The 12,449-nt window shown below is 65.1% G+C and carries 12 protein-coding genes; 3 read left to right on the plus strand and 9 right to left on the minus strand.

The window, feature by feature from the left end; translation table 11 throughout:
- Nucleotides 1-94: 94 nt before the first annotated feature.
- Nucleotides 95-601 (minus strand): CinA family protein, encoded by a 507-nt coding sequence (locus HMPREF2886_RS25925; protein WP_070748655.1) that lies wholly within the window; start codon nucleotides 599-601, stop codon nucleotides 95-97.
- 146 nt (nucleotides 602-747) lie between these two features.
- Here HMPREF2886_RS25925 and HMPREF2886_RS25930 point away from each other — a divergent pair, with 146 nt between their 5' ends.
- The 3 genes from HMPREF2886_RS25930 (at nucleotide 748) to fdxA (ending at nucleotide 4,847) form a co-directional block, all read left to right on the plus strand.
- Nucleotides 748-1,755 carry a TolB family protein gene (locus HMPREF2886_RS25930; protein WP_070748658.1) on the plus strand — a complete coding sequence of 336 codons (1,008 nt, stop codon included), beginning with the start codon at nucleotides 748-750 and terminating at the stop codon, nucleotides 1,753-1,755.
- 134 nt (nucleotides 1,756-1,889) lie between these two features.
- On the plus strand, nucleotides 1,890-4,457 hold the full coding sequence (gene mutS / locus HMPREF2886_RS25935; protein ID WP_071546755.1) for a DNA mismatch repair protein MutS: 2,568 nt from the start codon (nucleotides 1,890-1,892) through the stop codon (nucleotides 4,455-4,457).
- Between the two features lie 66 nt (nucleotides 4,458-4,523).
- The gene (fdxA, locus tag HMPREF2886_RS25940; protein ID WP_003092272.1) at nucleotides 4,524-4,847 is read left to right on the plus strand and encodes a ferredoxin FdxA; all 324 of its coding nucleotides are present in this window, start codon (nucleotides 4,524-4,526) and stop codon (nucleotides 4,845-4,847) included.
- A gap of 425 nt (nucleotides 4,848-5,272) precedes the next feature.
- On the opposite strand, the gene rpoS is transcribed toward fdxA, so the two are convergent.
- From rpoS to HMPREF2886_RS25980, 8 genes are all read right to left on the minus strand, one after another.
- Nucleotides 5,273-6,277, minus strand: coding sequence for an RNA polymerase sigma factor RpoS (rpoS, locus tag HMPREF2886_RS25945; RefSeq protein WP_003113871.1), 1,005 nt, complete (start codon nucleotides 6,275-6,277; stop codon nucleotides 5,273-5,275).
- A gap of 104 nt (nucleotides 6,278-6,381) precedes the next feature.
- Nucleotides 6,382-7,275, minus strand: coding sequence for a peptidoglycan DD-metalloendopeptidase family protein (locus HMPREF2886_RS25950; RefSeq protein WP_033974347.1), 894 nt, complete (start codon nucleotides 7,273-7,275; stop codon nucleotides 6,382-6,384).
- A gap of 45 nt (nucleotides 7,276-7,320) precedes the next feature.
- Nucleotides 7,321-7,956, minus strand: coding sequence for a protein-L-isoaspartate(D-aspartate) O-methyltransferase (locus tag HMPREF2886_RS25955; protein ID WP_003098558.1), 636 nt, complete (start codon nucleotides 7,954-7,956; stop codon nucleotides 7,321-7,323).
- A 32-nt stretch (nucleotides 7,957-7,988) separates the two neighbouring features.
- Entirely contained in the window at nucleotides 7,989-8,738 is a 750-nt protein-coding gene (surE, locus tag HMPREF2886_RS25960) for a 5'/3'-nucleotidase SurE (protein WP_033975657.1), read from the minus strand.
- A complete protein-coding gene (gene truD, locus HMPREF2886_RS25965) occupies nucleotides 8,726-9,793 on the minus strand; it encodes a tRNA pseudouridine(13) synthase TruD (RefSeq protein WP_033974209.1) in 1,068 nt (355 codons plus the stop codon). Before truD ends, surE begins: the two co-directional genes overlap by 13 nt.
- Nucleotides 9,790-10,263 carry a 2-C-methyl-D-erythritol 2,4-cyclodiphosphate synthase gene (gene ispF / locus HMPREF2886_RS25970; RefSeq protein WP_003098560.1) on the minus strand — a complete coding sequence of 158 codons (474 nt, stop codon included), beginning with the start codon at nucleotides 10,261-10,263 and terminating at the stop codon, nucleotides 9,790-9,792. Before ispF ends, truD begins: the two co-directional genes overlap by 4 nt.
- A gap of 70 nt (nucleotides 10,264-10,333) precedes the next feature.
- Complete coding sequence (gene fghA, locus HMPREF2886_RS25975) at nucleotides 10,334-11,185, minus strand: S-formylglutathione hydrolase (RefSeq protein WP_070748660.1); 852 nt, start codon at nucleotides 11,183-11,185, stop codon at nucleotides 10,334-10,336.
- Nucleotides 11,186-11,238: 53 nt separating this feature from the next.
- Entirely contained in the window at nucleotides 11,239-12,351 is a 1,113-nt protein-coding gene (locus HMPREF2886_RS25980; RefSeq protein WP_033975663.1) for an S-(hydroxymethyl)glutathione dehydrogenase/class III alcohol dehydrogenase, read from the minus strand.
- Between the last annotated feature and the right edge of the window lie 98 nt (nucleotides 12,352-12,449).

Genomic DNA, 12,449 nt, shown 5'->3' on the forward strand with positions numbered 1-12,449 from the left:
ACAACTGTATAAGTAGACAGTATTATTCCACAGGGCAAGTCGCTCGCCTACCCCCGACGGGAAGAATGTTCCGAACGGTTGCCCGCAGGCGCGGCTAGCCCGGGTTCTCGCCGTTGCTCATGCGCAGCAGGCCGGTCAGCGCGGTCGCCACTGTCTGCCGGCGCACGGCATCGCGGTCGCCGTTGAACTGGCAGCGCTCGCTGACCAGCCGCTCGCCGTCGGCCCAGGCCAGCCAGACCGTGCCTACCGGCTTCTCCGGCGAGCCGCCGTCGGGCCCGGCGACACCGCTCACCGCCACCGCGAAACGCGCTCCGCTGTGCCGCTGGGCGCCGCGCACCATGGCCTCGACCACTTCCCGGCTGACCGCGCCGACTGCCGGGAACAGCGACTCGGGCACCTGCAGCTGGAGGGTCTTCTGGCGGTTCGAGTAGGTCACGTAGCCAGCCTCGAACCAGCCCGAACTCCCCGGGATGCGGGTGATCGCCTCGGCGATGCCGCCACCGGTGCAGGATTCCGCCGTGCTGACCTGCTCGCCCAGGTAACGAAGGCTTTCGCCGAGGCGGGCGGCCAGTGCGGTCAGGTCGGACTCCATCAGGGTCATCACTGTTCTCCAGGGTAGAAACGGAAAGGGACTACCCTACACCATCGGCTTTTCCATTCAGAAGCAGCTTTCGGACAAGCGCAACCGCGCGAAGGCAGCGAATGCGCGAACATGCATGCTCCATCACCGTCCAAGGAAAGGCCCCCATGAACATAGCGCCGCTCAAGGCCTCGCTGCTGTCCCTCGCCCTGCTCTTCTCCCCCATTGCCAGCTTCCCCGCCCATGCGGCCTGCACCGCCAACCTGACCCTGCAACCGGCCAGCAGCCTGCCCGCGCTCGGCGGACGCCTGGTCTACCACAGCTATATGGAGTACGGGGACGGCTCCTCGAACCTCTACCTGCACGATTTCAAGAGCAAGAGCACCCGCCTGCTCAACCAGCCCGGCTGGAACATCGAGGACCCGATGAATGCGCATTTCTCCCCGGACGGCCGCTACCTGACCTTCATGGGCCGCCAGAATGGCGCCTGGCACGTATTCGCCTGGGCCATCGGCGGTACCCAGGCGCCGAGCAACCTGACCGCGGCCATCGGCGGTCGCAACGAGGACCCGAAGTTCTCCTTCGACGGCCGCCAGGTCGTGCTCAAGCACGAGGGCGACATCCGCCTCGCCACCCTGGTCTTCAATGGCGATGGCAGCGTCGGCGTGAGCGCCTGGAAAGCCGTGACCAGCGACGGCTGGAGCACCGAGGAGTCGATGCCGTTCCTCACCCCCTCAGGCAAGTACGTGGTCTACGCGACAGGAGCCGGCGACAGCCTGCGGGTGGTGCGCAGGAACCTGGAGAACGGCCAGGTCAGCCCCCTCGCCACCCCGGCCGCGGGGGGCCGCGACTATTACCCGGTGGTACGCGACTACACCGCCTACTTCCTCTCGCGCACCCAGCCGGCCGGCAACGACCAGTTGGCCATGGTCGTACCCAACAGCCCGCCCGGCACTCCGGCGACACTACCGCTCAACCACTGCCAGGGCGACAATTCCGACGCCGCACCGGTGAACGAGGACTACCTGATCTTCTCCAGCACCTCGTTCGACCCGACCTACAGCCTGCTCCTCGGCGACATCGCCGCGGCGCGGGTCTGGCGTCTCGACCCGGCGCAGATCAACCTGCCCGACGGTCGGCAGAAGCTCGGCGCCAGCTATACCGCGGCACGCTGAAGCAACCGTCGCAGGCGCGGGCCAGATGGGCCGCGCCTGTTTCCCATCGTCCCGAACGGACCCGACACAGGCCGGCGAATCGGGTTAACATTACCCTCTTTTGCACCGTCCAAAGCCCGCTTCCGAAGGCCCGTATGACCGACCTCTCCCAGCACACGCCAATGATGCAGCAGTACTTCAAACTGAAGCATCAGCACCCCGACCAATTGATGTTCTATCGCATGGGCGACTTCTACGAGCTGTTCTACGAGGACGCGAAGAAGGCCGCCAAGCTGCTCGACATCACCCTGACCGCTCGCGGCCAGTCCGGCGGCAAGGCGATCCCGATGGCAGGCATTCCCTTCCATTCCGCGGAGGGCTACCTGGCCAAACTGGTCAAGCTCGGCGAGTCGGTGGCGATCTGCGAGCAGATCGGCGATCCGGCCACCAGCAAGGGGCCGGTGGAGCGCCAGGTGGTGCGGATCATCACTCCCGGTACGGTGAGCGACGAGGCGCTGCTCGACGAACGCCGCGACAACCTGCTGGCGGCGATCCTCGGCGACGAGCGCCTGTTCGGCCTCGCCGTGCTGGACATCACCAGCGGCCGCTTCAGCGTCCAGGAGATAAAAGGCTGGGAAACCCTGCTGGCCGAACTGGAGCGCCTCAACCCGGCCGAGCTACTGATTCCCGACGACTGGCCACAGGGCCTGCCGGCGGAGAAGCGCCGCGGCGTACGTCGCCGCGCGCCATGGGACTTCGATCGCGACTCGGCGCACAAGAGCCTCTGCCAGCAATTCGGCACCCAGGACCTGAAAGGCTTCGGCTGCCAGAACCTGACCCTGGCCATCGGCGCCGCCGGCTGCCTGCTCGCCTATGCCAAGGAAACCCAGCGTACCGCCCTGCCGCACCTACGCAGCCTGCGCCACGACCGCCTCGATGACACGGTGATCCTCGACGGCGCCAGCCGCCGCAACCTGGAGCTGGATATCAATCTCGGCGGTGGCCGCGAGAACACCCTGCAATCGGTGGTCGACCGCTGCCAAACCGCCATGGCCAGCCGCCTGATGAGCCGCTGGCTGAACCGTCCGCTGCGTGACCGCGCGGTGCTGGAAGCTCGCCAGGAGTCCATTGCCTGCCTGCTGGAACGCTACCGCTTCGAGAACCTGCAACCGCAGCTCAAGGAAATCGGCGACCTCGAACGTATCCTCGCCCGCATCGGCCTGCGCAACGCCCGCCCTCGCGACCTGGCGCGCCTGCGCGACGCGCTGGCGGCGCTGCCGGACCTGCAGAACGCCATGACCGAACTGGAAGCGCCGCACCTGCAGGCGCTGGCCACCACCATCGGCACCTATCCCGAACTCGCCGAACTGCTGGCCAAGGCGATCATCGACAACCCGCCGGCGGTGATCCGCGACGGTGGCGTGATCAAGACCGGCTATGACGCCGAGCTGGACGAGCTGCAGGCGCTGAGCGAAAACGCCGGGCAATTCCTGATGGACCTGGAAGCGCGCGAGAAGGCCCGCACCGGCCTGCCCAACCTGAAGGTCGGCTACAACCGCATCCATGGCTACTTCATCGAGCTGCCACGGGTGCAGGCCGAACAGGCTCCGGCCGACTACATCCGCCGGCAGACCCTGAAAGGCGCCGAGCGCTTCATCACTCCGGAACTGAAGGCCTTCGAGGACAAGGCGCTGTCGGCCCAGAGCCGCGCCCTGGCCCGCGAGAAGGCACTCTACGAAGAGCTGCTGGAACGCCTGATCGGCCACCTCGCTCCGCTCCAGGACAGCGCCTCGGCGCTGGCGGAACTGGACGTGCTGGCGAATCTCGCCGAACGCGCGCTGAACCTCGACCTGAATCGCCCGCGGTTCGTCGAGCACACCTGCCTGCACATCGAGCAGGGCCGCCATCCGGTGGTCGAGCAGGTGCTGGAGACGCCGTTCGTGGCCAACGACCTGGCGCTGGATGCCGACACCCGGATGCTGGTGATCACCGGCCCGAACATGGGCGGTAAATCCACCTACATGCGGCAAACCGCGCTGATCGTGCTGCTTGCGCATATCGGCAGCTTCGTTCCGGCTGCACGCTGCGAGCTGTCCCTGGTGGACCGCATCTTCACCCGCATCGGCTCGTCCGACGATCTTGCCGGCGGCCGCTCGACCTTCATGGTGGAAATGAGCGAAACCGCCAACATCCTGCACAACGCCACCGACAAGAGCCTGGTGCTGATGGATGAGGTCGGCCGCGGCACCAGCACCTTCGACGGCCTGTCGCTGGCCTGGGCAGCGGCCGAGGACCTGGCCCGGACTCGCGCCTTCACCCTGTTCGCCACCCACTATTTCGAACTGACCGTACTGCCGGAAAGCCAACCAGCGGTAGCCAACGTGCACCTGAACGCGACCGAGCACAATGAACGCATCGTGTTCCTGCACCATGTACTGCCGGGACCGGCGAGCCAGAGCTACGGCCTCGCGGTGGCCCAGTTGGCCGGCGTGCCGGCCCCGGTAATCCAGCGCGCCCGCGAACACCTCAAGCGCCTGGAAACCACCAGCCTGCCGCACGAGATGCCGAGCCAGCAGAGCGGCAAGCCCGCCTCGCCGATGCAGAGCGACCTGTTCGCCAGCCTGCCGCACCCGGTGATCGATGAATTGTCGAGGATCAATCCCGACGATATCAGCCCGCGGCAAGCTCTCGATCTGTTATATGCATGGAAGATGCGGGTCTGACGGACTACCGCACAAGCTGCTAGAATCGCGCGCGCTTAGCCGCCCGCCTGAGGAGAGAACTAGAAAATGACCTTCGTCGTCACCGACAACTGCATCAAGTGCAAATACACCGACTGCGTGGAAGTCTGCCCGGTAGACTGCTTCTACGAAGGACCCAACTTCCTGGTCATCCATCCGGACGAGTGCATCGACTGCGCCCTGTGCGAGCCCGAATGTCCGGCCCAGGCGATTTTCTCCGAAGACGAAGTGCCGGAGAACATGCAGGAATTCATCGAGCTGAACAGCGAACTGGCGGAAGTCTGGCCGAACATCACCGAGAAGAAGGATGCCCTGCCCGACGCCGAGGAATGGGACGGCGTCGCCGGCAAGCTCCAGCATCTGGAGCGCTGATACGCCAAGGCCCGCAAACAGCGGGCCTTTTCTTTGGCAACGAGTAAAACGGCAGGCAAAAAAAGGGGCGGGGTATTACCCCGCCCACTCTTCAGTCCCTCGTCATCATCCTGATGAATCGCCTCCCTGGCGACGTCCCTTCCCCGATCCTTCGGGGTTGCGTGTTCCCTGTACGCAGGAGTGATATTAGCGATTCCCTGTGCTCCCGCAACCTGCCAGAAAACCCAGCGAAGCTTCTTCGGCAGCCATTTTAAAAAAATATATTCCTTTATTTTCAATAGGTTACTTAAATTCACCAAGTGTTTTTGGCAAACCTCCCGGACATTTATCTACTTAGGCTCACACGCCGTGTAAGTTAATGCTTACAAGAGCAGACACAAAAAACCCGGCGAACGCCGGGTCTTCCGTGGGTCTAAGGTTTTCCGTCACTGGAACAGCGCGTCACTCGACAGGCCGTTCTTCTCCAGGATCTCCCGCAGGCGCTTCAGCGCCTCGACCTGGATCTGACGAACCCGCTCGCGGGTCAGGCCGATTTCCTGGCCGACCTCTTCCAGCGTGCTGCTTTCGTGCCCGCGCAAGCCGAAGCGGCGAATCACCACCTCACGCTGCTTGTCGGTGAGTTCCGTCAGCCACTGGTCGATGCTTTCGCTGAGATCGTCATCCTGCAGCAGCTCGCACGGATCGGTGGGGCGATCGTCGGTGAGCGTATCCAGCAGGGTCTTGTCCGAGTCCGGACCAAGAGAGACGTCCACCGAAGTCACCCGTTCGTTCAGGCCGAGCATGCGCTTGACCTCGGCGACCGGCTTCTCCAGCAGGTTGGCGATTTCTTCGGGGGAAGGTTCGTGGTCGAGCTTGTGGGTCAGTTCCCGCGCCGCACGCAGGTATACGTTGAGCTCCTTGACCACATGGATCGGCAAACGGATGGTCCGGGTCTGGTTCATGATGGCCCGTTCGATGGTCTGGCGGATCCACCAGGTGGCGTAGGTCGAGAACCGGAATCCGCGCTCCGGATCGAACTTCTCCACGGCGCGGATCAGGCCTAGGTTGCCTTCCTCGATCAGGTCGAGCAGGGACAGTCCGCGATTGACATAGCGCCGGGCGATCTTCACCACCAACCGCAGGTTGCTCTCGATCATCCGCTTCCGACCAGCGGGATCGCCCTTCTGCGCCAGACGAGCGAAGTGGACTTCCTCTTCGGGCGTCAACAGGGGCGAGAAACCGATTTCGTTGAGATACAGCTGCGTTGCGTCCAACGCGCGCGTGTAGTCGATGTGCTTGTGTTGTTTGGAAGAGAAGGAAGTGGTGGCTTTTGGAGTTGCCCGGGGAGAAGGCTGCTCGTCGGCAGACGACTCGTCCAGCATGATGCCGGGCTCCAGGAGGAGCACTTCATCATCGTGGTCAAACTCCGGCCCTTCTTTTTTGAGTGCCATGTCGTTATCCCTTGCATGAGTTCGACTCAAGCCCGGGCGATTCCTTTCCCGCTGGACACGCCCGGACCCGCTCACCTACATGATGTGGGCGGGCGAACTCCCGGTCAGCGACGTGGCAAATATTGCAGTGGATCGACAGGCTTACCCTGGCGGCGAATCTCGAAGTGCAGCTTCACCCGATCGGTTCCTGTGGAGCCCATCTCGGCAATCGATTGCCCTACCTTGACCTGTTGCCCTTCCCGCACCAGCAGCCTGCGGTTGTGACCGTAGGCACTCACGTAGGTCTCGTTGTGTTTGATGATGACCAACTCGCCGTAGCCCCGCAAACCACTACCGGCGTATACAACGGTCCCACCAGACGCAGCCAGGACAGGCTGGCCCAATTGACCGGCTATATCAATCCCTTTATTCAAACTTCCGTTTGAGGCAAAACGGCCGATCAGCGTACCGCTCGCAGGCCATGCCCAACCGCCCACCGCAGGCCCCGCGACGACGGGAGTCGCGCCGCTGCTGGGTGGGGTCGTGGTCGAGGCCGGAGCCGGTGCGGGCTTGGCAGGTACCGACGTACTAACAGCGGGTGGAACCGGGGTAGGCTTGCTCGCCACGGGCGCAGCGACGACCGGCGTGTTTTTCGCGACGGACGGTTGCGCCGATGCCCGCCCACCAAATTGGATAGCTTGACCGACCTGGATGGTATAGGGCGGCGCGATACCATTGCGCGCGGCCAGGGCTTTCCAGTCCCAGCCGAAGCGGAAGGCAATGGAATACAGGGTGTCGCCGCGGCGCACGATGTACTGCCCGCTGGTGACCGGCGTACGCCGCGCAGCGGCAGGCGCGGAACCGTTGCGATCGACGACCTTGACCCCGCCGGGAGGCGACGACGAACAGGCGGCGAGAAGGGAACAGACGACGGCCCCGAGCAACAGGTGGCAGCCACCGTAGAGCCGAGTCCATTGCCGCAGGGTCGCTGCTAGCCTCAATCCTTCCCCCTTATCCATCTTCTTCGCTTTCGTTCAATCGGGCCGGCGACGCCGGCCGCCGGCTCAGGCGATCGGGCCGTTGAGCAACGGGACGAAACGTACCGAGTCGAGTACCTGGCGGCTGAACCCGTCCTCGGTGCGGACGATCAGCATCAGTTGCTGGACCTCGCCGCCACCGACCGGGATCACCAGGCGCCCCCCAGGCGCCAACTGGTCCAGCAACGACTGCGGGACTTCCGTGGCCGCCGCGGTGACGATGATTCCATTGTAGGGAGCCAACGCCGACCAGCCTTCCCAGCCATCGCCCCAACGAAAGACAACATTACGCAGGTTTAGCTCCGCAAGACGCTCCTTGGCCTTGTCCTGCAACGCCTGGATCCGCTCGACGGAGAAGACCCGCTCGACCAGTTGCGCCAGCACTGCGGTCTGGTAGCCGGACCCGGTACCGATCTCCATGACCTTGTCCAGCGGGCCGGCCGCCAGCAGCAACTCGGTCATCCGCGCCACCATGAACGGCTGGGAAATGGTCTGGTTGTGGCCGATCGGCAGGGCGGTGTCTTCGTAGGCGCGGTGCGAGAGCGCCTCGTCGACGAACAGATGACGCGGCGTGCGGCGGATCACCTCGAGCACATGGGCGTTGGACAGACCTTCTTCGTACAGGCGCTGGATCAGGCGCTCTCGGGTACGCTGGGAGGTCATGCCGATACCCCGGCGATGCAGGTCTTCGGACATCACGTCAGTCCTCCCAGCCATTCGTCGAGGCCGCCGAAGGCTTCGTGGAAGGTACGGTCCAGTTGCAACGGGGTGATCGACACGTAGCCTTGCATGACCGCGTGGAAATCCGTCCCGGGCCCGCCGTCCTCGGCATCGCCGGCCGCGGCGATCCAGTAGCCTTCCTTGCCGCGCGGATTGACTACCTTCACCGGCGCGGCGGCGCGGGCGCGGTGCCCGAGGCGGGTCAGTTGGATACCGCGTACGCGATCCAGCGGCAGGTTCGGGATATTGACGTTGAGCACGGTACGCGGCGGCACGGCCAGGCGCTCGTGGGCGGAGACCAGCAGGCGGGCGAAGTGCATGGCGGTGGGCAGGTTGTCCGCCAACCGCGAGACCAGCGAGAAGGCGAAGGCCGGCCCCTTCAGGAAGCGCCCTTCGATGGCCGCCGCCACGGTACCGGAATAGAGGACGTCATCGCCGAGGTTGGCGCCCAGGTTGATACCCGAGACCACCATGTCCGGCAATTCCTCCAGCAAGCCGTTCAGGCCCAGGTGCACGCAGTCGGTCGGCGTGCCGTTGAGGCTGATGAATCCGTTGTCCAGGCGCTGCGGGTGCAGCGGGCGGTCCAGCGTCAGGGAACTGCTGGCGCCGCTCTTGTCCTGGTCGGGGGCGATCACTACGCAATCGGCATGATCCGCCAGCGCGTCGTAAAGCGCGGCGATACCGGGTGCGGTCACCCCGTCGTCGTTGGCAATCAGTATGCGCATGGGTTTTCCGTCTGCCCTGTCGGTACCAGGTCGAGGATTTCACGCACCACTACGGTGGCGAAACAACCGGCCGGCAGGACGAATTCCAGTTGCAGAACATCAGGTTCGGGATAATGCCACGCCAGCCCCTGGATGGGGAGCCGCAGGATGCGCCGTTCGTGCGCCATGCCCGCCTTCGCCAGCCATCGGCAGAGCGCCGGCTCGCTCCCGGCCAGGGCCAGCTCGCGTTCGAGGACGCCGGCGCCGCTCGGCGGATCGCCCTCGCCCCAGAGCGGTCCGGTGGGGTGCAGGTCGAGGGCGGCCAGACGGGCATCGCGGCATTCTTCCTCGCCAGCGAGGAAAAAGCTGCGGCTGTCGGTGAAGGCCAGCAGGTCGCCGACCGCTGCGCGGTTCCAGCTCCCCCCCGCGACCCGCTCGGCGAGCAGGCGGTTGAACAGGTAGCTGCGTCCGGCGGAAAGGAAGCGCGAACGCAGGTTGCGGTTCGCCGGCAGCAGGCTCTGCTCCGCGCAACTGCGCGCGTCGACCAGGTTGCCGCCGCCGTGGCCGAAGCGTTGCAGGCCGAAATAATTGGGCACGCCGTCCGCGGCGATACGTTCCAAGCGCGCGTCGAGAAGGGCACGCTCCGCCCGCAGCCCGGTCAGACGCAGGGTGAAGCCGTTGGCGGCATGCGCGCCTCGCTGCAACTTGCGCGAATGACGGGTGCGGCGAAGAATCCGCAAGTCCGCGCCCTCGGCTGCACCCAGGTCGGGATCGGCCTTGCCCGGCAGATGCAGGCTGAACCATTGCCGGGTCAGGGCCTGGCGGTCCTTCAACCCGGCGTAGCTGACGTTCTTCTGCTGCACGCCGGCGGCGCGGCCGAGGCGACGGGCCGCCTCCTCGGTGTTCAATCCGCGCTTTTCCACCCACAGCCAGAGGTGCTCGCCTTCACCGCTGAGGGGAATGTCCAGCACCTCGTCGACCTGGAAGTCCTCGGCCACGGCCTTGAGCACCGCCTCGCCGCAGGCTGCCCCATGGGCGCGCGGCCCGAGCAGGTCGAGTTCGCCGAGAACGCTCATCGGGCCATCAGCAAAGCGACCGCATGTACAGCAATGCCCTCTTCGCGTCCGGTGAAACCTAGCCGCTCGGTAGTGGTGGCCTTGACGTTGACCTGGTCGACCGCGACGCCGAGGTCCTCGGCGATCAACCCGCGCATGGTCTCGATGTGCGGCGCCATCTTCGGCGCCTGGGCGACGATGGTGGCGTCGACGTTGCCGACCTTCCAGCCCTTCTCGGCGACGATGGCGACCACGTGTCGCAGCAGCGCGCGACTGTCGGCGCCCTTGAACCGCGGGTCGGTGTCCGGGAAGTGCTTGCCGATGTCGCCCAGCGCCGCCGCGCCGAGCAGCGCATCGGACAAGGCGTGCAGCAGCACGTCGCCGTCGGAGTGGGCGACCAGCCCGTGTTTGTGGGGAATGCGCACACCGCCGAGGGTGATGAAGTCGCCCTCGCCGAAGCGATGCACGTCGTAGCCATGGCCAATTCGCATGAAAAAACGCCCTGGTTGGAATCAGGGCGTGATTCTACCCCGGATCGGGACAGGCTTCAGGTATCGCGGATCAACCGTTGAGAACCCCGGCATGATGGCGCAGGTGATCCTCGATGAAGCTGGCGATGAAGTAGTAGCTGTGGTCGTAGCCTGGTTGCAGACGCAACTCCAGCGGGTGGCCGGCCTTGTCCGCCGCATTGCGCAGCGCTTCCGGCTTGAGCTGGACGGCGAGGAAGTCGTCGCGCTCGCCCTGGTCGACCAGGATCGGCAAGCGTTCGGACGCGCCCTCGAGCAACGCACAGGCATCCCATTCGCGCCAGGCCGCCGGGTCCTCGCCCAGGTAGCGGGAGAACGCCTTCTGGCCCCAGGGGCAATCGCTCGGATGGCAGATCGGCGCAAAGGCCGACAGCGACAGGTAGTGTCCCGGGTTGCGCAGCGCGCAGACCAGCGCGCCATGCCCACCCATCGAGTGCCCGCTGATGCCGCGCCGCCGGGACACCGGGAAATGCGCCTCGATCAGCGCCGGCAACTCGTGCACCACGTAGTCGTGCATGCGGTAGTGCGCGGACCAGGGCTCCTGCGTGGCGTTCAGGTAGAAGCCTGCGCCCAGGCCGAAGTCCCAGGCGCCGTCGGGATCGCCGGGGACACCGCTGCCGCGCGGACTGGTATCCGGTGCCACCAGTACCACTCCCAGCTCGGCGGCAACCCGCTGGGCGCCGGCCTTCTGCATGAAGTTCTCGTCGGTACAGGTCAGCCCGGACAGCCAGTACAGGGCCGGCAGCGCCGCCTCCGGCTCGGCCTGAGGCGGCAGGTAGATGGCGAAGACCATCTCGCAGTTCAGGGTCCGGGAAAAATGACGGTAACGCTGGTGCCAGCCGCCGAAGTTCTTCTGGCTGCCGATCAGTTCGAGGGAATCCTTCACGTGACCTCCGTGAAACGATCGTGGCGAGCCGCAGGGCTCGCCACGACGGCTTGTCAGAAATGAATGACGGTGCGGATGCTCTTGCCTTCGTGCATCAGCTCGAAGGCCTCGTTGATGTCCTCCAGCCCCATGGTGTGGGTGATGAAGGTATCCAGCGGGATCTCGCCCTTCTGCGCCTTCTCGACATAGCTCGGCAGCTCGCTGCGCCCACGCACCCCGCCGAACGCCGAACCGCGCCAGACGCGGCCGGTGACCAGTTGGAACGGCCGGGTGCTGATTTCCTGGCCGGCGCCGGCGACACCGATGATCACCGACTCGCCCCAGCCCTTGTGGCAGCATTCCAGCGCGGCGCGCATCAACTGCACGTTGCCGACGCACTCGAAGGAGTAGTCGACGCCGCCATCGGTCAGTTCGACGATGACGTCCTGGATCGGCTTGTCGTAGTCCTTCGGATTGATGAAGTCGGTGGCGCCCAGCTCCCTGGCGATATCGAACTTGCCCGGGTTGATGTCGACCGCGATGATGCGCGCGGCCTTGGCCATCTTCGCCCCGATGATCGCCGCCAAACCGATGCCGCCCAGGCCGAAGATGGCAACGGTAGCGCCCTCTTCCACCTTGGCGGTATTCAGCACGGCACCGATCCCGGTGGTGACGCCGCAGCCAAGCAGGCAGACCTTCTCCAGCGGGGCATCCTTGGGAATCTTCGCCAGGGAGATTTCCGGCAGCACGGTGTATTCGGAGAAGGTCGAGCAGCCCATGTAGTGGAAGACCGGCTCGCCCTTGTAGGAGAAACGGCTGGTGCCGTCGGGCATCAGGCCCTTGCCCTGGGTGGCGCGCACGGCCTGGCAGAGGTTGGTCTTGCCGGACAGGCAGAATTTGCACTTGCCGCACTCGGCGGTGTACAGCGGGATGACATGGTCGCCCACCTGCAGGGAGGTCACGCCCTCGCCCACCGCTTCGACGATGCCGCCACCTTCGTGGCCCAGGATGCACGGGAACACCCCCTCGGAATCCTGGCCGGACAGGGTGTACGCGTCGGTATGGCAGACGCCGGTGGCGACGATGCGCACCAGTACCTCGCCCTTCTGCGGCGGCGCCACATCCACCTCGACGATTTCCAACGGTTTGTTGGGGGCGAAGGCGACGGCGGCACGGGACTTGATCATCTGGGAACTCCTGAACGATGGAAGCCGGCGGGCCGCTAAGCGACCCACTGAAACGGAAAGTGTAGAAAACCGCGTTTCAAGGAATAATCAGGCAATAA

It is taken from the genome of Pseudomonas sp. HMSC066A08, assembly GCF_001813025.1.
GTDB lineage: Bacteria > Pseudomonadota > Gammaproteobacteria > Pseudomonadales > Pseudomonadaceae > Pseudomonas > Pseudomonas aeruginosa.

Excerpts from the sequence above, each read along its gene's own strand:
- HMPREF2886_RS25930 (WP_070748658.1), top strand. The coding sequence starts at position 748 with ATGAACATAGCGCCGCTCAAGGCCTCGCTGCTGTCCCTCGCCCTGCTC.
- HMPREF2886_RS25980 (WP_033975663.1), bottom strand. The coding sequence starts at position 12,351 with ATGATCAAGTCCCGTGCCGCCGTCGCCTTCGCCCCCAACAAACCGTTG.
- HMPREF2886_RS25950 (WP_033974347.1), bottom strand. The coding sequence starts at position 7,275 with ATGGATAAGGGGGAAGGATTGAGGCTAGCAGCGACCCTGCGGCAATGG.
- mutS (WP_071546755.1), top strand. The coding sequence starts at position 1,890 with ATGACCGACCTCTCCCAGCACACGCCAATGATGCAGCAGTACTTCAAA.
- HMPREF2886_RS25925 (WP_070748655.1), bottom strand. The coding sequence starts at position 601 with ATGACCCTGATGGAGTCCGACCTGACCGCACTGGCCGCCCGCCTCGGC.
- rpoS (WP_003113871.1), bottom strand. The coding sequence starts at position 6,277 with ATGGCACTCAAAAAAGAAGGGCCGGAGTTTGACCACGATGATGAAGTG.
- fdxA (WP_003092272.1), top strand. The coding sequence starts at position 4,524 with ATGACCTTCGTCGTCACCGACAACTGCATCAAGTGCAAATACACCGAC.
- ispF (WP_003098560.1), bottom strand. The coding sequence starts at position 10,263 with ATGCGAATTGGCCATGGCTACGACGTGCATCGCTTCGGCGAGGGCGAC.
- HMPREF2886_RS25955 (WP_003098558.1), bottom strand. The coding sequence starts at position 7,956 with ATGACCTCCCAGCGTACCCGAGAGCGCCTGATCCAGCGCCTGTACGAA.
- surE (WP_033975657.1), bottom strand. The coding sequence starts at position 8,738 with ATGCGCATACTGATTGCCAACGACGACGGGGTGACCGCACCCGGTATC.
- truD (WP_033974209.1), bottom strand. The coding sequence starts at position 9,793 with ATGAGCGTTCTCGGCGAACTCGACCTGCTCGGGCCGCGCGCCCATGGG.